This is a genomic window from Nocardioides astragali, assembly GCF_024436375.1.
Taxonomy (GTDB): Bacteria; Actinomycetota; Actinomycetes; order Propionibacteriales; family Nocardioidaceae; genus Nocardioides; species Nocardioides astragali.
Map to the genome: position 1 here is coordinate 678,528 of NZ_JAFMZM010000001.1, position 23,968 is coordinate 702,495.

At 69.1% G+C, this 23,968-nt stretch carries 21 protein-coding genes; 9 read left to right on the top strand and 12 right to left on the bottom strand.

Features of this window, described 5'->3' with window-relative positions:
• Positions 1–27 precede the first annotated feature (27 nt).
• A complete protein-coding gene (pdxR, locus tag J3P44_RS03395; protein ID WP_255888822.1) occupies positions 28–1,479 on the top strand; it encodes a MocR-like pyridoxine biosynthesis transcription factor PdxR in 1,452 nt (483 codons plus the stop codon).
• Here the strand turns inward: pdxR and J3P44_RS03400 are convergent.
• Positions 1,371–2,414, bottom strand: a complete 1,044-nt coding sequence (locus tag J3P44_RS03400; RefSeq protein WP_255888823.1) for a GlxA family transcriptional regulator — start codon at positions 2,412–2,414, stop codon at positions 1,371–1,373. The two genes, pdxR and J3P44_RS03400, sit on opposite strands and share 109 nt — an antisense overlap.
• A 70-nt stretch (positions 2,415–2,484) precedes the next feature.
• On the opposite strand from J3P44_RS03400, the gene J3P44_RS03405 reads away from it, so the two are divergent.
• The gene (locus J3P44_RS03405; protein ID WP_308212213.1) at positions 2,485–3,828 is read left to right on the top strand and encodes an MFS transporter; all 1,344 of its coding nucleotides are present in this window, start codon (positions 2,485–2,487) and stop codon (positions 3,826–3,828) included.
• Here J3P44_RS03405 and J3P44_RS03410 read toward each other — a convergent pair.
• Positions 3,821–4,600, bottom strand: a complete 780-nt coding sequence (locus J3P44_RS03410; RefSeq protein WP_255888824.1) for an exodeoxyribonuclease III — start codon at positions 4,598–4,600, stop codon at positions 3,821–3,823. The two genes, J3P44_RS03405 and J3P44_RS03410, sit on opposite strands and share 8 nt — an antisense overlap.
• Before the next feature lie 158 nt (positions 4,601–4,758).
• On the opposite strand from J3P44_RS03410, the gene J3P44_RS25380 reads away from it, so the two are divergent.
• Entirely contained in the window at positions 4,759–5,595 is an 837-nt protein-coding gene (locus J3P44_RS25380) for a M57 family metalloprotease (protein WP_255888825.1), read from the top strand.
• A 99-nt stretch (positions 5,596–5,694) separates the two neighbouring features.
• On the top strand, positions 5,695–7,500 hold the full coding sequence (locus J3P44_RS03420; RefSeq protein ID WP_255888826.1) for an acyl-CoA dehydrogenase: 1,806 nt from the start codon (positions 5,695–5,697) through the stop codon (positions 7,498–7,500).
• An 8-nt stretch (positions 7,501–7,508) separates the two neighbouring features.
• On the opposite strand, the gene J3P44_RS03425 is transcribed toward J3P44_RS03420, so the two are convergent.
• Both J3P44_RS03425 and J3P44_RS03430 read right to left on the bottom strand, forming a co-directional pair.
• On the bottom strand, positions 7,509–9,035 hold the full coding sequence (locus J3P44_RS03425; RefSeq protein WP_255888827.1) for a PH domain-containing protein: 1,527 nt from the start codon (positions 9,033–9,035) through the stop codon (positions 7,509–7,511).
• Entirely contained in the window at positions 9,032–9,535 is a 504-nt protein-coding gene (locus J3P44_RS03430) for a PH domain-containing protein (protein ID WP_255888828.1), read from the bottom strand. The genes J3P44_RS03425 and J3P44_RS03430 overlap by 4 nt, the downstream gene beginning before the upstream one ends.
• A gap of 92 nt (positions 9,536–9,627) precedes the next feature.
• On the opposite strand from J3P44_RS03430, the gene ychF reads away from it, so the two are divergent.
• Positions 9,628–10,704, top strand: coding sequence for a redox-regulated ATPase YchF (gene ychF, locus J3P44_RS03435; protein ID WP_255888829.1), 1,077 nt, complete (start codon positions 9,628–9,630; stop codon positions 10,702–10,704).
• Between the two features lie 381 nt (positions 10,705–11,085).
• Here the strand turns inward: ychF and J3P44_RS03440 are convergent, their stop codons facing one another.
• The 3 genes from J3P44_RS03440 to J3P44_RS03450 form a co-directional block, all read right to left on the bottom strand.
• Complete coding sequence (locus tag J3P44_RS03440; protein WP_255888830.1) at positions 11,086–11,748, bottom strand: hypothetical protein; 663 nt, start codon at positions 11,746–11,748, stop codon at positions 11,086–11,088.
• Positions 11,749–11,799: 51 nt separating this feature from the next.
• Positions 11,800–12,249 carry a hypothetical protein gene (locus J3P44_RS03445; RefSeq protein WP_255888831.1) on the bottom strand — a complete coding sequence of 150 codons (450 nt, stop codon included), beginning with the start codon at positions 12,247–12,249 and terminating at the stop codon, positions 11,800–11,802.
• 329 nt (positions 12,250–12,578) lie between these two features.
• Positions 12,579–13,241: a hypothetical protein gene (locus J3P44_RS03450; protein ID WP_255888832.1), complete on the bottom strand. Its 663-nt coding sequence runs from the start codon at positions 13,239–13,241 to the stop codon at positions 12,579–12,581.
• Positions 13,242–13,974: 733 nt separating this feature from the next.
• Here J3P44_RS03450 and J3P44_RS03455 point away from each other — a divergent pair.
• On the top strand, positions 13,975–14,454 hold the full coding sequence (locus tag J3P44_RS03455) for a TIR domain-containing protein (protein WP_255888833.1): 480 nt from the start codon (positions 13,975–13,977) through the stop codon (positions 14,452–14,454).
• Positions 14,451–15,311 carry an HIT family protein gene (locus J3P44_RS25885; protein ID WP_504928401.1) on the top strand — a complete coding sequence of 287 codons (861 nt, stop codon included), beginning with the start codon at positions 14,451–14,453 and terminating at the stop codon, positions 15,309–15,311. Before J3P44_RS03455 ends, J3P44_RS25885 begins: the two co-directional genes overlap by 4 nt.
• 42 nt (positions 15,312–15,353) lie before the next feature.
• On the opposite strand, the gene J3P44_RS03465 is transcribed toward J3P44_RS25885, so the two are convergent.
• From J3P44_RS03465 to J3P44_RS03480, 4 genes are all read right to left on the bottom strand, one after another.
• Entirely contained in the window at positions 15,354–15,923 is a 570-nt protein-coding gene (locus tag J3P44_RS03465) for a toll/interleukin-1 receptor domain-containing protein (protein ID WP_255888835.1), read from the bottom strand.
• A 1,233-nt stretch (positions 15,924–17,156) separates the two neighbouring features.
• A complete protein-coding gene (locus J3P44_RS03470) occupies positions 17,157–17,840 on the bottom strand; it encodes a response regulator (RefSeq protein WP_255888836.1) in 684 nt (227 codons plus the stop codon).
• Positions 17,837–19,015 (bottom strand): sensor histidine kinase, encoded by a 1,179-nt coding sequence (locus J3P44_RS03475; RefSeq protein ID WP_255888837.1) that lies wholly within the window; start codon positions 19,013–19,015, stop codon positions 17,837–17,839. The genes J3P44_RS03470 and J3P44_RS03475 overlap by 4 nt, the downstream gene beginning before the upstream one ends.
• A complete protein-coding gene (locus tag J3P44_RS03480) occupies positions 19,012–21,147 on the bottom strand; it encodes an MMPL family transporter (protein ID WP_255888838.1) in 2,136 nt (711 codons plus the stop codon). Before J3P44_RS03480 ends, J3P44_RS03475 begins: the two co-directional genes overlap by 4 nt.
• A 293-nt stretch (positions 21,148–21,440) precedes the next feature.
• Here J3P44_RS03480 and J3P44_RS03485 point away from each other — a divergent pair, with 293 nt between their 5' ends.
• Positions 21,441–21,833 carry a RidA family protein gene (locus tag J3P44_RS03485; RefSeq protein ID WP_255888839.1) on the top strand — a complete coding sequence of 131 codons (393 nt, stop codon included), beginning with the start codon at positions 21,441–21,443 and terminating at the stop codon, positions 21,831–21,833.
• Between the two features lie 108 nt (positions 21,834–21,941).
• On the opposite strand, the gene J3P44_RS03490 is transcribed toward J3P44_RS03485, so the two are convergent.
• The gene (locus J3P44_RS03490; protein WP_255888840.1) at positions 21,942–22,175 is read right to left on the bottom strand and encodes a hypothetical protein; all 234 of its coding nucleotides are present in this window, start codon (positions 22,173–22,175) and stop codon (positions 21,942–21,944) included.
• 157 nt (positions 22,176–22,332) lie between these two features.
• Here J3P44_RS03490 and J3P44_RS03495 point away from each other — a divergent pair, with 157 nt between their 5' ends.
• Positions 22,333–23,907, top strand: coding sequence for a CHAP domain-containing protein (locus tag J3P44_RS03495; protein WP_255888841.1), 1,575 nt, complete (start codon positions 22,333–22,335; stop codon positions 23,905–23,907).
• Positions 23,908–23,968 lie beyond the last annotated feature (61 nt).

The following is a 23,968-nucleotide window of genomic DNA, read 5'->3' on the forward strand; positions in this document are numbered from 1 at the left end:
AGTGGTCTGGGCGTACCATCCAATTCCATGGCAGTCGAGCAGACCATTTCGCGCGCCGGCTGGGACGAGCTGGTCGTGGTCGACCGGTCCGACCCGGAGCCGCTGCACACGCAGCTGGCCAGGGGTCTGCGGCAGGCCATCGTGGACGGCCGGGTCCCGGTGGGTGACCGCCTGCCCGCCAGCCGCGCCCTCGCCGCCGAGCTCGAGTGCTCGCGATGGGTGGTGACGGAGGCGTACGCCCAGCTCGCCGCGGAGGGATGGATCGAGGGGCGGACCGGGTCGGCCACACGCGTACGGAACGCCGGGGCCGGGGGTGCGTCCCAGCCCCGGTCCGCCCCACGGCAGGCTCCCGTCGCGGTGCGGTTCGACCTCGCCCCCGGGCTGCCGGACCTCCGCGCCTTCCCGCGGCGGCGCTGGCTCGATGCCGTACGAGTCGAGCTGGCGACCCTGCCCTTCGACGACCTGCGCGAGCTGGATCCTGCCGGCGACCCGCGGCTGCGCAGGGCGGTGTCAGCGCACCTCGGCAGGGTCCGCGGCGCGGTCGTCACCGCGGACGACGTGCTGGTGCTGCCCGGCGTCCGCGCCGGCGTCCACCTCGTCGCCACGGCGCTGCGCGCCTCGGGCGCCGGCGTGATCGCCGTCGAAGACCCCGGCTGGCCACGCCTGCGCGACGCGATCCGCGCGGCGGGGCTGGAGCCGCTCCCGGTCCCGGTCGACGCGGACGGGCTGAGGGTGGACCTGCTCCCTCGGGACGGGTCCGTGCGCGCGGTCGTGACGGCGCCGGCGCACCAGTACCCCACCGGGACCGTCCTGCCCCCGGCCCGACGGGCGCAGCTCGTCTCGTGGGCGCAGTCGGTGGACGGTGTCGTCGTCGAGGACGACTACGACTCGGAGTTCCGCTACGACCGCAGGCCGTACGGCGTCCTGCAGGCGCTGGCCCCCGAGCACGGCGTCCTGCTGGGGTCGGTCAGCAAGACGCTCGCGCCCGCCCTGGCGACGGGGTGGCTCGTGGCCCGGGGCGAGTGGCGTGCCCGCATCGCCTCGGCGTTGGCCTCACCCATCGGCCCGGGCCTGATCGACCAGCTCGCGCTCGCGTCGTTCGTGGAGTCAGGGCAGTACGACCGTCACCTCCGCTCAGCACGTCTGCGGTTCCGCAGACGCCGGGACGCGCTGCTGGCGGCGCTCGCGGTCGCACTGCCGGAGGCCGAGATCTCCGGCTCGGCGGCCGGGCTCCACCTGCTCCTCCGGCTGCCGGGCGGGGCGGACCCCGTGGCGGTCGTCGCGGCCGGAGCCCGGCGCGGCCTGCGGCTCTCGGCGGCGGCGCCGACCGCCGTACGCGCCCGGTCGTACGACGCGTGCCTCATCCTCGGCTACGGCAACCTGGCCGACGCGGCGGTCGGCGAGGCCGTACGCACGCTGGTCGAGTCGGTCAGGGAGGCTGCGGAGGGAGCCGGCGACCCGCGGAAGGCGCGGCGGTAGGCCGAGGGGGAGACCCCGACGCTGGCGCGGAGGTGCTGGCGCAGGGACGCCGACGTGCCCATCCCGGCACGCGCGGCCACCTCGTCGACGGTCAGGTCGGTCGCCTCGAGCAGGTGGAGTGCGTGGCGGACCCGCTGCTGGCTCACCCACGCGCCGGGAGACAGACCGGTCTCCTCGCGGAACCGGCGGGTGAACGTGCGCAGGCTCATGGACGCCCGGCGGGCGAGCGTGGCGAGGTCGAGCGGGGCGTCCAGGTGCGCCTCGGCCCACGCGCGGACCGCCGCGGTCGCCTCGTCCGGCCGGCGCGGCACGCTGCGCTCGATGTACTGCGCCTGACCTCCGTCGCGCCACGGCGGCACGACCATGTGCCGGGCAACGGCGTTGGCGACGGCGGCGCCGTGGTCGCTCCTGACCAGGTGGAGGCACAGGTCGATGCCGGCACTCAGCCCGGCGGAGGTGAGCACCCGCCCGTCGTCGGTGAAGAGCACGTCCTCGTCGAGCGCCGCCCCCGGATAGAGGCGGCGGAAGTCGTCGGCGTACTTCCAGTGGGTCGTAGCCCGGTGGCCGTCGAGGATGCCGGCGGCCGCCAGCACGAACGCGCCCGTGCAGATCGACACCCAGCGCGCGTCGGGGCGCACGGTCGCCAGCGCCGCGCGGAGGTCGTCGGGCAGGCTGCCGTCACGGCGCGGGCCCGCGATCATGGTCCCGGGCACGACCACCGTGTCCGCCGCCGCGAGTGCCTCGGGTCCGGCGGAGGGGGCGATGCCGTAGCCCCGGCTGGCGAGGACGGGTCCGCCGTCCACGGTCACGACGTCCACGTCGTAGAGCGGCTCGCCGTGCGGCCCCCGCGCCTCGCCGAGCACCTGCGGCGGGATGGTCAGGTCGTAGCCGATCACCGGTGGGATGGCTAGGACGACGACGCGGTGCGTGAGCATGGCCGGATTCTTTCACATGTTGGCGTTCGGGCCACTCGTCGTCGCCATCGCCCCACCCGAGACTGGTGCGGTGACGACGACCACGCCGCCCTCGCCTGCGTCCCGCCAGCCCGACGACCCCTCCGGCGACTCCTCCGCCGAGCGCCTGCACTGGGCCTGGGTGGTCGCCGGAGTTGCCTTCGTGACGCTGGTCGGGGCTGCTGCGTTCCGCTCCGTGCCCGGGGTGCTCATCGAGCCGCTTCATGAGGAGTTCGGCTGGTCGCACGGCCTCATCGGATCGGCGGTCTCGCTCAACCTGATGCTCTTCGGCCTGATGTCCCCGTTCGCGGCCGCGCTGATGGACCGCTTCGGCGTACGCCCTGTGGTGACCTTCGCGCTGGCCTTGGTCGCGACCGGCAGCGGCCTGACGGTGTTCATGACGGAGCCGTGGCAGCTCATCCTGTGCTGGGGCCTGCTGGTCGGTCTCGGCACCGGCTCCATGTCGATGGCGTTCGTCGCCACGATCACCAGCCGCTGGTTCGTCGCCCGCCGAGGCCTGGTCAGCGGCATCCTGACCGCCGGCAACGCCACCGGTCAGCTGGTCTTCCTCCCCCTGGTGGCGTGGCTCGCGACCCACCACGGCTGGCGCACGGCGGCGCTGCTGGCCGCCGCCGCCGCACTGTCGGTCATCCCGCTCGTCCTGCTGCTCCTCCGCAACCACCCCGCGGACATGGGTCTACGCGCCCTCGGCGCCACCGATGCCGACCCCGGGCCGCCGCCCCACCAGCACGTGGGCTCGAGCGCCGGGCGGGCGCTCGGGGTGCTGCGCGATGCGGCGCGCAGCCGGACCTTCTGGCTCCTCGCCGGCGGGTTTGCGATCTGCGGCATGACGACCAACGGCCTCATCGCGACGCACTTCGTTCCAGCCGCCCACGACCACGGCATGCCAGCCACCACGGCCGCGTCGCTGCTCGCGGTCGTCGGGATCTTCGACGTCGTGGGCACCATCGCCTCGGGCTGGCTCACCGACAAGTGGGACCCGCGGCTGCTGCTCGTGGGCTACTACGCCCTGCGCGGTGTCGGCCTGATGACGCTGCCGACCCTGATGTCGCCCCACGTCGAGCCCAGCATGTGGGTCTTCATCATCGTTTACGGCCTGGACTGGGTGGCGACGGTGCCGCCCACGGTGGCGCTCTGCCGCGACCGCTTCGGCGCGGCGACCGGCCCCATCGTCTTCGGCTGGGTCTTCGCCAGCCACCAGGTCGGCGCCGCCGTGGCCGCCACGGGCGCCGGCGTCGTGCGTGACGTCACGGGCGGCTACGACCCGGCCTTCTACGCGGCCGCCGGGCTGTGCGCCGTCGCCGCCGTGATGTCGTACGCCATCCGCAGGACGCCGCAGTCGGCCCGGGCTCCGGAGCCGACCGCGGTCATGTGAGGTCGACGACCACCGGCGCGTGGTCGGACGGCGACCCGGTGCCCTGCGCCGGGTCGCGCTCGTCACGGTCGATGAAGGCCCCCGTCACGCGGGCGGCGAGCGGCGGTGACGCGAGCACGAAGTCGATCTTGAGCCCGCGGTCGCGCTCGAAGCGTTGGCGGTAGTAGTCCCAGTAGGTGTAGCCCGGTGCGTGCACACGGGTCGTCTCGGCCCAGCCGTCGTCGAGGAAGCCCTGGAAGGCGGCCCGCTCCGGGGGCGTGACGTGGGTGGAGTTGCGGAACTGCTGCGGGTCGAAGACGTCGTCGTCGGTGGGGCAGATGTTCCAGTCGCCGACCAGTGCGGTGGGCACGTCGAGCCACCCCCGGGCCGAGGCCCGGAGCCGGGCGAGCCAGTCGAGCTTGTAGACGTAGTGCGGGTCGTCGGGCTTGCGACCGTTGGGAACGTAGAGCGACCAGATGCGCACCCCACCACAGGTGGCCGCTATCGCGCGCGCCTCGGAGGCGGCAGGCTCGCCGTACGGCGGCATGTCGGCGAAGCCGACCTCGACGTCCTCCAGCCCGACGCGCGACAGCAGCGCGACGCCGTTCCACTGGTTGAGCCCGGAGACGGCGATCTCGTAGCCGAGCCCGTGCAGACCCATCAGCGGCAGCTGGTCCTCGCGGGCCTTGGTCTCCTGCAGGGCCAGCACGTCGATGTCGTGGCGCTGCACGAAGGCCTCGACGCGGTCGATGCGGGAGCGGAGGGAGTTGACGTTCCAGGTGGCGATGCGCACGACCCCACCCTAAGGAGGGGCGCCACGCGCAAGGTCGTGGGGCGGACGAGCCTTTACGCAGGAAACCCTTTACAGATACGGGGTTGATGGGGGAGGTTCCTCGGCAACGCACTTGTCTCGGGAACTCGTGCTCACCTGCTCGACCTCCGAGATGGCGTGTGTCCACAACCCCCATCAAGGAGAACACCACCATGCAGCGCAGTCGACTCGGGGCGATCGCCCTCGGCGCAACGGCACTCATCGGGACGGCCCTGGCCTCCCCGGCCCTGGCCACCACGGACTCGGAGATCCCGTCCTTCCAGGAGTTCCACGCCTCGACCTTCAAGGACACCGACAACCAGTACATCGTCAACGGTGACGAGCCCGTCACCGACACCGCCGACCTCCGCGAGTTCTACGACTCGATGGTCGCGCCCCGGACCACGCCCGAGGGCCTGGTCGTCAACACCGTCGGCGGCGTCGACGACAAGTGGTCGGCCAGCCAGGTCCGCAACCTGACCTACTGCGTCAGCACCAAGTTCGGCTCCCGCTACACAGACGTCGTCAACGCGATGACCAGCGGCGCCGGACTCTGGGAGGCGGCCTCCGCGGCGGACTTCATCCACGTGCCGTCGCAGGACGCCAGCTGCAACACGCGCAACAAGACGGTCCTGTTCTCGGTCGAGCCCGTGTCGACCACCCAGTACATCGCCCGGGCGTTCTTCCCGAGCACGCCCAAGCGCTCACGCAACGTCCTGATCGACGACTCGATCTGGACCTCGGGCTCCTGGACGCCGACCAACATCATCGGCCACGAGCTGGGTCACACCCTCGGCTTCCGCCACGAGCACACGCGCCCGGAGTCGGGCACCTGCTTCGAGGACAACAACTGGCGCCCGCTGACGCCCTACGACTCGGCCTCGATCATGCACTACCCCCAGTGCAACGGGTCGTCGGACGACCTCAGCATGACCGCCAGCGACCGCGCCGGAGTGGCTGCCCTCTACGGCTCCTGATCGCGTAGGCTGTCAGCAGTCTCGTGCGCCCCCTCCGTCCCGAGCGGAGGGGGCGTTCGTCGTCTCCGGCCGCCTGTCTCCGCGGGGTAGCGTCTGCCCGTGTCCACCTCCACCTCCCTGATCCTCTCCGCACGTGACCTCGAGTTCATGCTCTTCGAGTGGCTCGACGTGGAGCGGCTGAGCGAGCGCCCGCGATTCGCCGAGCACGACCGGGAGTCGTACGACGCGCTCCTGGCGCTCTGCGAACGGCTGGCCACCGACCACTTCGCGACCCACTACCGCAAGAGCGACACGGAGGAGCCGGTCTTCGACGGGGAGAAGGTCCGGCTGATCCCCGAGATCGGCGCCGCGCTCGAGAAGCTCGCCGAGGCCGACCTCCTGACGTTGACCCTCGACGAGGAGCTGGGCGGCCTCCAGGTGCCCCACGTCGTGGCCTCGGCCTGCACGGCGTGGTTCACGGCGGCCAACATCGGCACCGCGGCGTACGCGTTCCTGACGGTGGCCAACGCCAGGCTGCTGCTCGCCCACGGCACCGCCGAGCAGGTCGAGCGGTTCGTGCAGCCCATGCTCGAGGGCCGCTTCTTCGGCACCATGACGCTGTCCGAGCCCCACGCCGGCTCGAGCCTCGGCGACGTGATCACGCGGGCCGTCCCGGCCGACGACGGCACGCACCGGATCTTCGGCAGCAAGATGTGGATCTCCGGCGGTGACCACGAGATGGGCGACAACATCGTCCACCTGGTGCTGGCCAAGCTGCCCGACGCACCCGCAGGGTCCCGCGGCATCTCGCTGTTCATCGTGCCGAAGTTCCTCGTCGGGGACGATGGCTCGATCGGCGAGCGCAACGACGTCGCGCTGGCCGGCATCAACCACAAGCTCGGCAACCGCGGCACGGTCAACACCGCACCGGTCTTCGGTGGCGGCGCCTACACCCCGGGTGGTGCGGCGGGGGCCGTCGGCTACCTCGTCGGGGAGCCCCACAAGGGCCTCTCCTACATGTTCCACATGATGAACGCCGCCCGGCTGGGCGTCGGGATGTCGGCGACCACCACGGCCTACACCGCCTACCTCAAGTCGCTCGACTACGCCCGCACCCGCCCGCAGGGCCGGCCGCTCGCCGCTGCCGACCCGACCTCGCCGCAGGTGCCGATCATCCAGCACGCCGACGTGCGCCGGATGCTGCTGGCGCAGAAGTCGTACGTCGAGGGGGCGATGGCGCTGAACCTCTACTGCGCGCGGCTGCTGGACGAGCAGGCGACCGCCGAGGACGAGGCCGAGCGGCTCGCCGTGGCCCAGCTCCTGGACGTGCTGACGCCGATCGCGAAGTCGTGGCCCTCGCAGTGGGGGCAGGAGAGCAACAGCCTGGCGATCCAGGTGCTCGGGGGCTCCGGCTACACCCGCGACTACGACCTCGAGGCGCACTGGCGCGACCAGCGGCTCAACCCCATCCACGAGGGCACCCACGGCATCCAGGCGCTGGACCTGCTCGGGCGCAAGGTGCTCGGCGGGGGCGGCGCCTCGCTGCTCACCCTCGCGGGCAGGATGGGGGAGACCGTGGCACGCGCGCGTGCCCTCGGCGGCGAGCCGGAGTCGTACGCCGTCGCGCTCCAGGCGATGGTCGACCGGCTCGGCGAGGTCACCCTCGGGCTGGCCGGGCTGGGCGATCCCGAGCGGACCATGGCCAACGCCACCGTCTACCTCGAGGCGGTCGGACACGTCGTCGTCGCCTGGATGTGGCTCGAGCAGCTCGTCGCGGTGGGGGAGCGGGCCGGCGACTTCTACGACGGCAAGAGGGCTGCCGCGCGCTACTTCTTCCGCTGGGAGCTGCCCAAGGTCACCCCGATGCTCGACCTGCTCGCCTCGGGTGACACCACGACGCTCGAGATGCGCGAGGCCTGGTTCTAGGCCCCGTTCTATGCCGGCTCGGCGTCCGACCTCAGGAAGTCCGTCAGGAGCCCGGGAGTCGCGCGGTCGGCCAGTGCCACGGCGACGTCGAGGCGTACGTCGCGCACCAGCACGCTCTCGGCGCCCGCGGCAGTGGTGGCGGTGAGGTCGGCCAGGCCGATCCGGCGCTGCCACCACGACTGGGTGACGACCCAGCCGATGATGCCGTCGGTCTCCAGCACGGTCCGGATGCGGGCCAGTGCGCCCCGGCCGGCGACGAGGTGGTCGCCCGCGAGGGCGTGCCCCAGGTGGCGGTACGACGCCTCGCCGACCGCCGCGGCCACGACGAGCAGGACGACGGCCAGGGCCGCCACCCACACCCACGAGACGTCGAACCACCACGCCGCCGCGGCGGCGACGACGATCACGTCGACCGCCGAGAAGAGCTGGCGGAACCACGCCCGCCGGCGGGCCTTCGGGCCGTGGGCGACGAGGTCCTGCGTGAGCGCCTCGGGCTGCTCCAGCACGACCTCCCCGACACTGGTCGCGACCCCGCGCGGGCAGGGCGGGAGGACCTGCGTGACGCCGTTCTCAACTCCCGTGGCGAGCGTGGAGAGCTCGGCCCCGCCGACGATGCGCAGCAGCACCGGCTCGGTGAGCTCGACACCGCGGACCCGGGCCTCCTCGACCGTGATCGAGCGCGTGGTGAACAGCCCGGTGGTGAGGTGCAGCGAGCCGTGCTCGCGCACGAGGAGGAAGTTCCACCACTGCACGACGTAGCCGGCGACCGAGAGGGCGACCCAGGCAGCGAGGCCGCCGACGGTCAGCACGACCACCACCGCGGCGAGGGCGAACCCGGCGATCCACTCCCAGGCCGACGTGGCGGTCTCCTCGTTCCAGATGGGCAGGTTGTCACCCACCTGGGAGAGCAGTCCGACGGCTCCGGCCAGCAGGACCAGGCGGGCCAGGCTGAAGGGCGCGAAGCGCAGCCACGACCAGTCGATCCGGGCGAGCACCGCGGGAGCCGGCTCGGGGGACGCCGGCGGTGGCGCGGCGGCGGGCTCGGCACCATCGGCCACCTCCACGGGCTGCTCCACCGCGGCGCGGCGGCGCAGCAGCGTCGTACGCAGTGCCTGGGCGTCGGCGGCCGCCAGCGCGTCGAGCGTGATCCGGTCGTCGTCGACGCCGGTGCCGACCTGCACCTTCTGGAGCCCGAGGATCCGGTGGAGCAGGGAGGCCTCGAGGTCGACGCTGCGGACCCGGTCGAGCGGCGCGGTGGAGGTGGTCTTGTTGAGCACGCCGCTGCGCACCTGGATCTGGGTGTCGCTGAGGCGGTAGTGCGTGGTGAGCCAGGGCAGCGCGCCGAGGAGGAGCGGGGCGAGGACCGCCAGCGGGAAGATGAGGGGCCAGTACTTCATGTCGCTCTGGCTGATGCCGACCAGCGCGACCACGACCGGGACGACCGCCTGGCCGACGGCCTTGACCGGGTCGAGCAGGAGCTTCCGGGGGCTGAGCCGGGACCACCCCTCGCCGGGGGAGCCGGGCGAGGGGATCACGTGGCGTCGTCCTCGGTCGCGGCGGTGATCGCCGTCAGCCGTGCCACCACCTGGCGCGCGGTCTCGGCGTCGAGGCAGTCGACGGTGATCGGGCCGGCCGCCGACGCCGTGGTGACGGTGATCGAGGCCAGGCCGAACATCCGCATCAGCGCACCCTGCCGCGAGTCGACGGTCTGCACCCGGCTGATCGGCGCGATCCGGCTCTCCCGCCCGATCCAGCCCTCGCGGGTGTGCACCGCGGTGTCGGTGACCTCCCAGCGGTGCACGCGGAACCGGATGCGCGGCATCAGCACGACGTGGGCGATCGCCAGCACCCCGACCAGCACGACCACCAGCCAGGCCCACCCGGGCACTCCGGGGACGAGGAGGCAGGCGACCAGCACGCCGATCACCAGGAGGGCGTCGCCGATCAGGGCGGACACGGTCCAGAAGGGCACGGCTCTCGGCGAGACCTGGTGTGCAGGCTCGCGCAGGACCGGCGTACCCCCGACGTCACTCATGCGGACGAGTCTTGCAGGTGGGTCCCATGCGTCACCGGCGGCATCCGTCGCCCTTTTCGTACGCCCGTCGCGCGGCCGTAGACTCCCCGCCCGTGGCTCTCACCATCGGCATCGTCGGTCTCCCCAACGCGGGCAAGTCGACCCTCTTCAACGCCCTGACCAAGAACGACGTGCTCGCGGCGAACTATCCCTTCGCGACGATCGAGCCCAACGTGGGTGTGGTCGGAGTCCCCGACGAGCGGCTGCCTCAGCTCGCCGCGGTCTTCGAGTCCGCCAAGGTCCTGCCCGCGACGGTGGAGTTCGTCGACATCGCGGGCATCGTCCGCGGCGCCTCCCAGGGAGAGGGACTGGGCAACAAGTTCCTGGCTCACATCCGCGAGTCCGCCGCGATCTGCCAGGTGACGCGCGTCTTCCGCGACGAGGACGTCACACACGTCGACGGCGAGGTCAACCCCGCCAACGACATCTCGACCATCCAGACCGAGCTGATCTTCGCCGACCTCGAGACGGTCGACCGGGCGATCGCGCGCCTCGAGAAGGAGTCGCGCAAGGTCAAGGACCTCGTCGCCAACCTGGAGGCGGCCAAGGCCGCCAAGGACGCGCTCGAGTCCGGCACGCCGATCATCGCGACAGACATCGACCGCTCGCTGCTGCGCGAGCTGTCGCTGCTGACGGCCAAGCCGCTGATCTACGTCTTCAACTGCGACGCCGACGAGCTCTCCGACGAGCCGCTCAAGGACAGGATGCGCGAGCTCGTCGCGCCGGCCGAGGCGATCTTCCTCGACGCCAAGTTCGAGTCCGAGCTCGTCGAGCTCGACGACGACGAGGAGGCTCACGAGATGCTCGCCGAGATGGGCATCACCGAATCCGGCCTCGACCAGCTCGCCCGCGTCGGCTTCGACACCCTCGGCCTGCAGACCTACCTCACCGCCGGCCCCAAGGAGACGCGGGCCTGGACGATCAGGAAGGGCGCGACCGCGCCCGAGGCCGCGGGAGTCATCCACACCGACTTCCAGAAGGGCTTCATCAAGGCCGAGGTCGTCTCCTTCGACGACTTGATGGCCGCCGGCACCATGCTCAAGGCCAAGGAGGCCGGCAAGGTGCGCATGGAGGGCAAGGACTACGTCATGGCCGACGGTGACGTGGTGGAGTTCCGCTTCAACGTCTGAGCCGCAGTTGACCGTCGCATGCCGGCGGTTGACGCGGCGGAGGCGAGGCACACCATCCCGAGGCACGGCGATGATGGTGATGATCGGCCCGGGCTAGCTCCAGCTGACGAGCGACGAGCCCTGAACAAGCCTGGGGGTCGCGGCTCCCCGCTGAAGTTTGCTGGCACCTGCGGCATTCCGCCCAGAATGGGCTACCCCGCAAGTGCTGATCAGGCAGCCGATCTCACCCGCCCCAAACCCAGCGCTGCACGCCACGGAGAGTGGTTGCTCACGCTCCGCGCGACTTGGGTGTGTCTTAACCTTCAAGGGCATCGCAGAGGCATCTCCAGTTCCGCAGAATCCCAGCTGTTGCGCCACGGCGTGAAAGGAGCGCGCACCCGGTCACGTCGCGGCAGGGTTCTCCCCAGAGGCTCCGCCAGCGGGTTCCTCGAGGTGCCGGTAGCAGAGCTCGATGGCCCTTGCGCCCCAGGCAGTGGTAGTCCAATAGTCCCGCTGAGGGAGGGCCTGCGCGAGCAGCTTGCCGATGTGCTCCGGGCTTGGTGATCCGTTGACTAGGCCGAGTCCCGCCAGTCGCGCGAGAGCACCCGTGATTGGCGCCTCTTCGGTTGCCATTGCGTGCGCGATCGACCACACCGAGATATCGATTCCCGGGTACGGAGCCAGTCCTGAGTACCCGGTGTACGCCTGGCGGAGCACGCGCAGCGCGAACGCATCGAAGGTGACCAGCTGGCCAGCGAGCTGCTCCACCTCGTCGATGCGGGCCTCGTCGCTGAACGCGGCAGCGACTACCCGAGCCAGAGTCTCTCGGTACTCAGGGTCGCTGACACGGGCAGCCTTGTTGATGCCGTCGAGCACCAGATCGTCGAGCCGTTCGTCGTCGATCATCTGAGCCTCGATGGCTTCAGGAGACAGGCCGGCGCTCGCGCAGGTGTCGGTGAGGAATTGCTTGGTCCGGGCCTCCCATCGGCGCTTGTAGCGGACGGAAGCCTTTGCTGTGAACGGCAGGCTGACCTCGGCGCCAACTTCGAACTCGTGCTCCCCCATGGGCGGACAGTAGCCCGCTAGGTCCAGCGGCGGTGGTAGGCGGCCTGGCCGTCACGCGGGGGTGGCTCCAGGCTGCAGGTGCGCGCGGGCGAACGCGGCCAGTCTCTCAGCGTGCCCTTGGTCACTGCCGTGCATCGCGATCACAGTCCCGTCGACCAGCGTGACGCGCCACGTCCGAACGAGCCACGACATCTCGTCCCAACCAAGTTCCTCGAAATCCACAGCCTCAAGCGTGTCGACCGGCGAGCCGTAAGCGGCCGCCTCTACGTGCTCGCCCCTTACCCGCACGTGAACGAGCCGCGACCCCTCCTTCAGGACGCTATTGAAGTCGTCGTCCGGACCGATCCACGAAATGCCCGGTGTGCCGGCGACGGACTCGGGGGCGGCCAGCACCGAGGCGAACCCTTTCGCTAGAAGCCTGCGCGGCACTGTGGGTGCCCCAGTCATCTGAACAGCGGCTGCCTGCAGCGCGTCGCGAGCGAACTCCTGGGTGATCTCCATGGACGTGAAAGTACGCGAACCGCAGACGTCTCGACAGGCCCCAGCCGGTTCGGTTGGCCCCACTTGGCGTGGTGGACGTCCGGTCGCTTCCGGCAGCGAAGGAGACGACGGACCAGTGCGGAAGGACCCAGCCCCGAACAACGAACGGCGCTCCCACCCCGCAATCCGCCGGATGAACGCTCACTGGGAGCGGACCCGAGACTATGCGTCAAAGTCCTGAGCGCCTTTGGACCCGAGGTTGTAGATCGTCCGCGGTCAGACTCGATCGCTCTCCGTCAGCGCCCCGTCGAGGGTGTGAGCAGATTCTGGTCGACGAGACGGCTCGGATGTTAAGAAGCCGCGGACGGGTTTTCGCCGCCGACGTACTCGGCACCGGCACGCGGAAGCTCAGGGCCCGCTACCGCCGCCTCGCCTATCTCGCCAGCCCACCAAAGTAGGGCCCAGCAGAGATGACAAGCCAAGGCAGCAAAACCGATGGCAAGGCACGCAAACCGCGTGGCCCAGGTCTCCATGTCATCAACCGACGTCGTAGCGAGGAACAAGAACGCGACTCCAGCAACGACCAGAGAAAGAGACACAGTTGACAGCGCCAAGTCCAACTCTCGATTACCCGCTTTGCGCACATCCACCGCAAACGCCACCACGCTTAGCAGCGCGCCAGCTGGCGCGATGAAACCAGCAGGTTCATCTGGGAACCTCAGCGGGAGGTCGATAAGTCCAGCGAGACCAGCTGCCACAGCAGTTGCATTCATCACTCGATTGAGATTCTCAACGCGTTGGCTTGAGATGAGGCATGCCTCCCTCAGAATCAGGGTGGCAACGAGAATGCCGAGGCCACTGGAAGCGCCGGCGATCCCTACTGCTGCTACGGCGTCGGTTGTGGAGCCTAGCGCCTTAGAAGCGGTCACCAGCATGAGTAGTAAGGCCCCAGCGAGTAGCACCCACCCCCATATCCCAAGGTCTTTTCTCAGTAGTGCTTGAGACGCAGTCACGGCCCGGAAGTTTGAGGGGAGTCGCGTCAGATCTCAAATCGAGTCTCTGCGACCCCAGTCCCCCACAGTCATCCGCGTCGTCCCGATTCTGGCTACGGGGTGCGGAGACAGGAAGTCGGGATTGCTGGGATCCTTGGAAAGTAGGCAGGTCTCGAAGAGATTCGGTGGCGCCAAGCCGGACTCGTGGTAAGTCAGGCGTGGCTTGACGGCTTTATGCGCACCGTGCGGGGAGGCTTGCCCGTTCGCACCCCTGTCGACATCGCGTCATACCGCTTGACGGCGCATCCTGAATGACTGGATCTGGCACCGGACTGCGTCAGGGCGCGGCCCTGACTCCCAGGCGATGCGCCGACCTTGGCCAGGGCTGGGCCGCTGCGGTCGCGGCCCGAGCTTCTTAGCGTGCTCGTCTCCCCAGACGAGATGGCGGGTGCCGTCAGGTTCCGAAGTATAGCTCCTGCCTTGACTCGCTTTCCGGGAGTCCTTCCGATCTTGCACCCGAACGGTCGCTGCAGGTCGACGTGATCGAAGTGGTCGCTCGGCAGCAACTGCGGCGTTGTTCCGCCGCAATCAACCTGCGTGTGCGTCCGGTGGCTTAGAAGTTCCCGTTGCCGCGTCTTGCAGTTGGCCCTGCTTGAACAGCCGTCCGAATGTGGCGCCGAAGCATGTCTCGCGGGGTGCTGTCGGTGTCTGGCCGTAGGGTCGATACCCCGTCGCCGAATCCTGAGGAACCGCCGTGGCCAAGACCGTCTTTTACAGCTTCCACTACAAGCGCGACGTTCATCGCGTGCAGCTAGTAAAGAACATCAACGCGCTGGAGGGGCAGCCCGTCCTCAGTTCCCAAGCGTGGGAGCAAGTCGAACGAGGCGGATCGAAAGCCATTCAGCAGTGGATCGACGAGCAGATGAAATACAAGCGCGCGGTCGTCGTCCTCATCGGGAGGGAGACCGCCTCCCGTCCGTGGGTCAAGTACGAAGTTCAGAAGGCGTGGCAGGACAAGAAGCCTCTGCTTGGCGTCCGTATCCACGGCTTGTCCTCGATGGGGAGCGTCGATTCCATCGGCGGGAACCCATTCACGAGCGCCGGGCTCGCAGGTGTACCAATTTTCGATCCGACCAAGGTCGATTGGCAGAACAGGATCGACTCACAGGCGACCTACCGTGCCCTCCTTGGCCACATCGAAGCGTGGTCCTCGAAGGGTGCTACGCGGCCGTGACACCGGTAGCATGCGACTTCTGCGCCATCATTCGGGGCACGGACAGCGAAGCCCGAGTGCTATACCGGGACTGCGACGTCACGGCCTTCTTTCCGCTCAACCCGGCCACCCGCGGTCATACGTTGGTCATTCCCAATCGGCACGTCACTGACTTCACCGACCTCACTGAGGCGGAGAGCCGCGTCTTGGGATCTGCCGTTCGGCGTACAGCCCGTGCTGTCCGAGCGGCCGTTTCCCCCGACGGAATGAACATAATTCAGTCCACGGGGAGCGCGGCTACTCAAACTGTTCCCCACGTACATTTCCACGTTGTGCCCCGGTGGAGCCCCGACCCGATGACGCTCGCGTGGCCGGAAGGACCCGCTGAGGATGAGGATGCGCAGGATCAGACGCTCCAGCTAGTTCGATCAACCCTCCCGGCGGCGTCCGAAGAGGCATCTCCGGACGATCGGCGGCAGCACTTGTCCTTCATCCAGGCGATCGTTACCCGAATGTCCCAGGCCTCGTCGTCGGCTAAGACTTGGCTTCTGCCCATCGTTACGCTGACCTTCGGGTACGCGGTCACGAAGGAGCGGGCTTTGATCGCCATGCTGGGCGTCTTTGCCGTTGTTGTCTTCGGAATTCTCGACGCGAATTATCTCAAGCAGGAGCGAGCGTTTCGAAAGCTGTACGACCACGTCGCATCAGGCAGAGACATTCCCACCTTCTCCCTCAACCCAGCGTTAGCAGGTCCCGCTGGGCCCAAAGTGAACTACTGGCCAGACTGGGAAGACATTCGCTCGTGGGCAGTTGCGCCCATATATGGTCCGCTTGTTCTTGTCGGGCTGGCCATAGCCGTTTGGGCGCACTGCAGATAGTCAAGGGAATCGTCAATCGGGTCCTGCGACGGGTTGTATCGGCTACTGCAGTGAAACGTAAGCACCACGTCCCGCAACAAACGAGTCCGGGCGCTCCGCCTGCCGTCCTGACGTCTGGACTATGTATGGACGAAACCCGAGGTTGTCCCGAACCTTCTCTAAAGTCTTGTAGAGCCCCACGTACTCCGCACCCGCGTGGCTACCGAGACCGTCATCGATTGGGCATGTCGCAACACGCTCGGGCCCATGGGTGCCATCGAAGTACCCCAATTCCCACGGCATCCACCGCGAAGTCGATGCGTTCTGGGAGGTCGCGTACACCAGCGATCGGCACGACCGCATCCGCTCCCGCAGTCGCGCGGCCGTTGCCGGACTGACGTTGTTGCGATCAAGATCCGCATCTTCGATCCAGTCCACGTAGACCGTGAGACGTTCGGACTCCAGCAGCCTTTTCAGCCCAAGGACCAACACCGCATCGCGAACACTGTGGCTCAAGAACACGTCAAAGCCGGTTGTTGCCGACTTTGCCGAATGGGAGAGCTCCGATCGCGCTGCGCTAGCGGTGACCCCGCCGGCCCTTTGTCTCAGGTCACCTGCGTTGAAGTAGGTCATTGACACTCCTGTCGCTATTGCGGATTGCCTACCTCGTCGGTGGCGGACTGACTCGTCGAACTCTAGATTGAGCACCGACAGGGGTGAGTAGACCGGAGCGCGCATATCGACGGCGCCCGCGAGTGAGGCCGCTCGCGGGGCGTCCGACGCTTTGAGATGTTGCGTCATTGCGCCGCCTGTCGGTGGACGTCCGGATGTGCCGGATGGGTGCGTCGTGTCCACGGCCGTCGGCGTCGATGACAGGGCACGCGCTCCGTCGTCCATCCGGAGCCGCTGAGTGAAAAGCAGGGGAGAAGATCTGGTAGATCTAGTTTCCGAGCTGGTCCTCCGCGGCGGCGCGGATGCCAAGCCGCACACCGAGGCCGACAACAGCCACCAGCGTGGCCAGCGATCCGCCGCCAATGAGCAGCCACCCGAGCGCTAGGCCGACGCCACTGCCTTCTGCTGATGGTTGGCCCACAGCTTCAAAGTTGATAGCTGGCCACGACAGCCCGAGGGCGATGCCACCTATGAACTGCGCTATCACCCCGCACCAAAGGAGTGTCCAGATAGTGCTAAGGGACCCGCCCTCGACTCCTGAAGCTGCCTTTGCCGTGCGCGGCTTACTCGGTCCGCTGTTACTGGTGCCACCAATGGGCAACAGGCGATCGAGCTCGTCGCTCGGGATCAATCTCTTGAACTGAACGCAATCCGACCTCCCAGCGAATGCGAACTCGAACTGCTCGCCGGACGGTTGCAGAGCGAATGCCACCTTGCTCGGGGTTGGAAACCCGAGCGAGGCCACGCTCGACCATGGCTCGACCAACGCGGTGTCGTTCCCGAAGAGACCCAAGCCAGCCGATCCAACGGCTAGCGCGCGACGCCCGGAACCCGAAACCCAGGCGAAGTCCATATCGGCGGCCTCCAGCTGCTGCCGGGGCCCTGAAGCCAGATTCCAAACCTTGCCTTGAACCGCCACGCCGCACTCCTGCCTTGAGGCCCACCTTTCGCGAGCCGCCGAGTCGAGCGTAAGGACGTCCACAGTTCGCGTCAGGCGAACGGGAGCCTCGCCCTACGAGCAAGCTGAAGTGCTCAATCGAAGCGATCCCGACGGAGGCCGACAGGCCCCGCGTCATTCCGCCGCCAATTGGCGCCCGCCGCGCTACCGGATCTAGCCGACAGACGTGCGACTACTTCCCAACTGGTTCCGTAACCAGACCCGTATCTCGCTCCGGTGCGCGACCGCCATGCCGATCAACCTGCCCCGACGAGCCCCGTCTCGTAGGCCAGCACCACGAGCTGGGGCCGATCGCGGGCATCGAGCTTGAGCAGCAGCCGCGAGACGTGGGTCTTCACCGTGAGGGGGCTCAGCACGAGTCGGGCGGCGATCTCCTGATTGGACATGCCGGTCCCGACCAAGGCGAGGATCTCGCGCTCGCGCGGCGTCAACACATCCAGCCGGGTGGTGTCCCTGACCGGCTCCCGCCCCAAGGTGGATGGATCGTCGGGGGTGGCGGCGACGAAGGCCTCGATGAGCACTCGAGTCACCGCTGGCGCCAGCAAGGACTGGCCGCCGGCGACCAGGCGTACCGCGTCGATCAGGCCCTGCGGCTCGATGTCCTTGAGCAGGAATCCCGATGCCCCCGCGCGCAGGGCACCGAAGACGTAGTCATCGAGCTCGAAGGTGGTCAGCACCACGACCCTCGTCCCGTCGAGGGCGGGATCTGCCACGATCCGTGCGGTCGCGTCGAGGCCATTGAGGCGAGGCATCCGGACGTCCATGAAGATGATGTCCGGACGGGTGCGGGTGGCCAGCTCGATGGCCTCCAGCCCGTCGGCCGCCGTGCCGACGACCTCGATGTCCGCCTCGGAATCGAGCAGCGACCGAAAGCCGGCGCGGACCAGCGGCTGGTCGTCGGCGATCAGGACGGTGATCATGCCCGCTCCTGTGCGAGTGCGGGGGCGTGGTGGACGGAGGCCGCGATCGGCAGCCGCGCGCGGACCAACCAGCCGCCCTCCGGCCGCGGCCCGGCGTCGAGCTGCCCACCGATGGCACGGACGCGTTCGCGTAGCCCCCGCAGTCCGTTCCCCGTCCCGTCGGGAACGGCACCCGACGCCTGGCCACCCTGGTCTTCGACCTCGACCGAGAGGGTGTCGCGGATGCGTACGATCCGCACCCGGGTCGCGCTGCCCGGAGCGTGCCGCAGCACGTTCGTCAGGGCCTCCTGCACGATGCGATAGGCCGTGACGTCAACGGTCGTGGACAGTGGCTCGTCGCCCACGTCCACCTGCAGGTCGAGCTCGAGACCGGTCGCCTGCAGGGTCGAGGCGAGATCGGCGAGGCCGGCGAGCGTGGTGGTCGGCTCGACCGCTGCCTCACCGTCCTCCTCACGGAGGAGACCCAGGATGCCGCGCAGGTCGGTGAGCGTCTCGGCGCTGATCCGGCGGATGTCGAGGAGCGTCTGCCTCGCCGTGGCCGGGTCGGCGTCCATCAGGTGTGAGCCCACCCCGGCCTGGACGATGATGGCGACCATGGAGTGGGAGACCACGTCGTGCACGTCGCGGGCGATCCGCAGCCGTTCCTCGCCCACGCGACGCAGCGCTTCCTGCTCGCGGCCACGCTCGGCCTCCTCGGCACGTTCGACGAGTGCCTGCACGGACTGGCTGCGATAGCGCGCCGCGAGCCCGAGCACGATCGGCAGGGCGATGAAGGCGAGATTCTTGGGCAGGTCGAGGGTGAGCAGCTTGTCGACCCCGCCGCGGCTCATCAGGAACACCACCCACGGCACCAGCAGGACTCCGGCGGTGACCGCGACCCTGGTGCCGCGGGTGCGCGCCAACCAGTAGCCCGCCAGCATCGCGGCGAAGGGCCCGGTGTGGATGACGGGGCACAGGTTCGTGAGCGGCAGCAGGATCGCGGCGCTGGCCGCCAGCGCGATGCCGGGGTGCGTGCGGCGGACCAGAGCCGGCAGCGCAGTGCCGACTACGAGCACCCAGCTCGCCCACGTGAGGGGCGCGTCGTGAAAGGGGAACCACAACGCCTCCGCCGCCATGGCTGCGAGCAGGGCCAGGACGACGGCGGCGTCGCGGAGCGTGATGCGCGGCAGGGTCACACGTGAACCGTAGGTCGCTCCGCGGTGGCTGTCATCGTCTCCTCGGAGTAGGTCCCGCCGTCGGACTCGGTGAACCCGATGCGGTCGTGCAGGCGTCTGAGGGCCATCGGCGCCCACCAGTTCCACCGACCGAGCAGCCCCATCAGGGCGGGCACCAGGAAGGTGCGGACGATGAAGGCATCGACGAGAACACCGAAGGCGACGGCGACCCCGATCTGCTGGATGAACGAGATCGAGCTGGTGCTGAAGACGCCGATCGCGACGGCCAGCAGGATCGACGCCGCGGTGACCACGTGCCCGGTGCGCTGGACGCCCACGGCTACCGCCTCCCGTTCGTCGAGACCGGCGTCGCGCAGCTCCTTGATCCGACCCAGCAGGAAGACGCCGTAGTCGGTGGACAGGGCGAACACCACCGCCGCGGAGATGACGAAGTCGGTGGGCTCGATGCCCCCGTTCGGCGTGTATCCGAGCAGTGACGTGAAGCGTCCGTCCTGGTAGATGAGGGTGAGGACGCCGAGCGCGCTGCCCACGGTCAGCACGTTCATCGCCACCGCCTTGAGTGGCAGCACCACCGACCCGGTCATCAGCCACAGCACCAGCATCGTCAACGCCACCAGCAGGAGCAGGGCCAAGGGTAGTGCGCCTGCGAGAGCCTGCTGCTGGTCGATGAAGGCGGCAGCCGAGCCGCCGACGAGCGCGTCGACATCGCTGTCGATGGCCCTGACGTCGTGCACCAGCTGCTGAGCTGCGTCGTCCTCGGGCGCACCCTCGACCGGCAGATCGAGTCGCCAGGTGTCGGGCCCGACTGCCACGGGCGTCACGGTCGCGCCTACCCGTGCGGCGGCCTCGTCGGCGAACGCCTCGACCGCTCCGTCCGCACCCGGGCCCGTGGCCTCGATCGCGACGGTCACCGAGGTGGTGCCGCTGCCGGCGAAGTCGGCCACGAGCGCGTCGGAGACGGTACGGGCGCTCTGCGACGTCGGGATGACCGACCCGTCGATGGGCGTCCACTGCGTCCGCAGCGCCGGAGCCGCCAGCGCGATCATCACGATGCTCGTGATGATGGCCACCGCGCCGGGGCGCCGCATCACGGCCGTGGCCAGGCGGTGCCAGCCGCCGCCGGTCGTCGACTGCATCGTCGTACGACGGCGTGCGAGCCGACGTCCGAAGAGCATCATCAGGGCCGGGGCGATGACGATCGCCGACAGTGCGGCGACGACCGAGACGACCGCACCGGCCAGTCCCATCGACTTCACAAACCCCTGAGGGAACACGGTGAGCGTGATCATGGCCGCGGCGACGGTCGCGGCCGAGAACAGGACCGTCCGACCAGCGGTGCGCATGGTGACCTCAACGGCCTCCCGGGGTTCGGCGCCGCCCTCCAGCTCGTCGCGGAAGCGGGTCAGCAAAAAGAGCGTGTAGTCGATGGCGAGGCCGAGACCCAGGCCCATGATCAGGTTGAGGGCGAACACGCTCATCGGGTAGACCGTGTTGATCCCGGCGATGACGAGGAAGGTGCCGAGGACGGTCGAGGCGCCCACGACGACGGGCATCACGGCCCCCCGGAGGCCGAAGAAGAGCAGGCAGAGCAGCACCAGGATCGGCAGCGCCAAGAGCTCTGCCCGGGCCAGGTCCTCGCCGACCTGGGCGCCGATCTGCTCGTTGGCGATGAGGGGACCACCTACCGCGAGGTCCGACTCACCCGCGAACGTCGCCAAGACCTCCTCGGTCACCTCCTCGTCGTCGGCCGATGCCGTGAGTGTGCCCGCGATGATCGCGCTCGCACCGTCGGCGGACTCCAGCCCGCCGTCGGGGGCCGAGGACGGCGAAGCCGTCACCCCGATGCCGTCGATGGCGGCGAGCTCGCCCTCGACCTCGGCGATCCGGGGATCGTCTGGACCGTGCGGGGTGTCCAGCAGGAGCACGACGCCTGCTCCTGGCGCGAGCCCGGTCGCCTCGGCCAGTCGCGCGTCCGCCAGCGCCGAGGGCGAGTCGTCGAGCTCGAAGCCGTCGCTGCCCAACGAGCCGGCGACCCCGCCGCCGAGGAACCCGGCGACGACGAGGAAGAAGAGGACCCCGAGCAGGGTCGTGCGGGACCTCGCGGTGATCATGCGAGTGAATGTCGTGGTCATGCGGCCACGCTCCCGTGGCCGACAACGTCCGGGCATCCGGCCCGCGATGTAGAAGAGCCACGGCGACTACTCCACTGGGAGTAGTCGGACCGAGGGCTACGTCGTCGACGAGGCCTGACCGGCTGGGTGAGACTGCCGTCGCTGCTACTTACCGTGTAGGCCGCAAGGAGCCGGCCAACGCTCGTAAGTCCAACGGTAGACGCCGGACGACCCGGCTCGGACCTGCCACAAGCCGCCTTTGAGCGGCGGAAAGTCCTTGGTCATGGTGAGTGACCACGTGACAGGGTGACGCGATGTCGGTTTCCGCGCACAATCCCATCTCTGTCTTCCCGGCCTACCGAAACTACGCGCACGCCGTAGAGGTCCCCGCCGGGGCGCGCACGCTCTACGTCAGCGGCCTGAACGGGTACGAAGCCGACGGTGTGACCATGCCGTCGGACTTCACCGGACAGGCCAAACTCGTCTGGCGTCACCTGGGCACAGTGCTTGCCTCCGCGGGCATGAACTACGCAGACCTCGTCTCGCGTCGGTTCTTCCTCGCGTCTTCCGCGGACGATCCCAGAAACGTCGAGATCCTGAGCGCGCATCTGGAAGACCACGTCTGCGCCCGCACCGTAGTCGTCCAACAGTTGCTCGAGCCCGAGTGGCTGGTCGAGATCGAGGCCGTTGCCGCAAAGCTCGACTGATCGCGCGAAGGCTGCGGCCGGCGAGCCGATGGGCCACCAGCAGCTGCGTCACACCGCCGCCTGTCGGCGCCCTGACCCGCGCCGGTGCGGTCGGGATCAGCGCGGCTCTCAGGCGAGACTGAGATCATCGAGGAGCCCCTTGCCCAGGTTCGTCAGGACGAGGGAGTGCTCCGCGCTCCACGCCGCCGGGTCTGCGAGAAGTGCGCGTGCGTCTGATGCGGCCAATGCGTCCTTGTCTCGGGACGTCATGACCGCGATCAGTCCGTCGTCGAACCATTTGAGCAGGATCGCCGCGCACGCTCCGGCCACCAGCGCCTGACGAATTACACGATTGATCTTCACTCAACGGCGTGGCGGGCTTGACTAACAGCCCATACGATCACTCATCGTGCACCAACAGCCCCATTCGTCACAGGCGTCACAACGCGCCCGCTCGCTTCAGCGAGCGCTCCAACGCGTCGTACGGGGTGCGGGGCGTGCGGCCAAGCTGGTCACCGGCGTGCTTGCGCTCCTTCTGCTCGTCACGCCGACCACCGTCGACAGGATCAACCTGGTCACGTCGACCTACCTGTGCACGGGCTACGCCGGTTGCCAGGATGCCGGGTACGGCAACGCCGGCTACCGGCAGGCGTCGTCCGCGGCGTACTGGCGCATGTACACCGGGCACAACTGCACCAACTACGTCGCCTATCGGCTGGTCCAGTCCGGGATGCCGAACACCCGGCCCTGGGAGGGCAGCGGCAACGCCTCGAACTGGGGTGTGGCGATGGCCAGCATCACGGACCAGACCCCCACGGTCGGATCCATCGCCTGGTACAAGCCGCACGTCACTCCGGCAGGTGCGAACGGCCACGTCGCCTACGTCGAACAGGTCATCTCCGACACCGAGATCATCGTCTCGGAGGACTACTGGGGCGGAGACTTCTACTGGCGGCGCATCACCAAGTCGGGCGGGGGCTGGCCTACGGGGTTCATCCACTTCAACGACCGCGTCGTCGCCCCCACGACCGCTCCTGCCATCGTCGGAACCCCTGCCGTCGGAGCGCCGCTCGAGGTGGTGACCGGCGCGTGGACCCCCACGCCCACCAGCGTCACCGTTCGGTGGCTCGCCGACGGTGCCGCCATCCCAGGCGCAACCGCGCCCGCCTACGTCCCGACGCCCGACGTGAAGGGCAAAGCCCTGACCGCCGAGGTGACGGCCCTGCTGGACGGCTACACCGCCGGGCAAGCGGTCCTCGCCACCGCTCCCGTCGCCCCTGGCAGGTTCCAGCCGTCGGAAGTGCCGGCGATCCAGGGTGTCGCCGAGGTCGGCCAGACGCTGACTCTGACGAACGCGTCGTGGGCGCCGCAACCCGCCAAGGTCAAGACCCAGTGGTACGCCGACGGAGTCGCCATTCCCGAGGCCACAGGGGCGTCCCTCGTCCTGACCCGGGACCACATCGACCGCCGCATCAGCGCACGCGTCACGGCAAGCGCGAGCGGCTACCGGAAGTCGGCCTCGACCGCGCCGGAGACCACCCCCGTGCTCGCCAAGCCCATCACCATCACCAGCCGGTCCCGCGTGAAGGGCACACCTGAGGTGGGCAGCCGGCTCGTCGCCCGGCCCGGGACCTTCAAGCCCGAAGACGCGTCGGTCACGTACGCCTGGCTCAGGGACGGCCGACCGATCGCCAAGGCCACGAACCCCACGTACACGGTCCGCCGGGCCGATCTCGGCCGCGCGCTGTCGGTCCAGATCAGCCTGAGTCGGCGCCACTTCCGCACGACCACGGAATCCGTGGCCGTCGCCCCCGTCACAACCGTTCCCGAGGTGAAGGTGCGCACCGACGCCACGCGGAAGCGCGTCGCACTCGACATCCGCGTCAAGGCGCCAGGGGCGTCAAGGCCGGACGGGGCCATGACGGTCAGCGTGGGCGGACGCACGGTCGAGGTCCAGCTCGTCAGCGGCAGGGTACGGGTCGTCGTGCGCGGCCTCCGGCCGGGCACGAAGCCGGTGGTCGTGCGCTACGCAGGGACAGACGTCGTGCAACCTGCAGTAGCGCGCTCGAGCGTCACGGTGCCGCGCCGCCGCTAGCCGCGATGGTCCGGGCACCTTGGTCGAGGCCGCAGCAGCACTGCAACGTGTGCATAGCCGT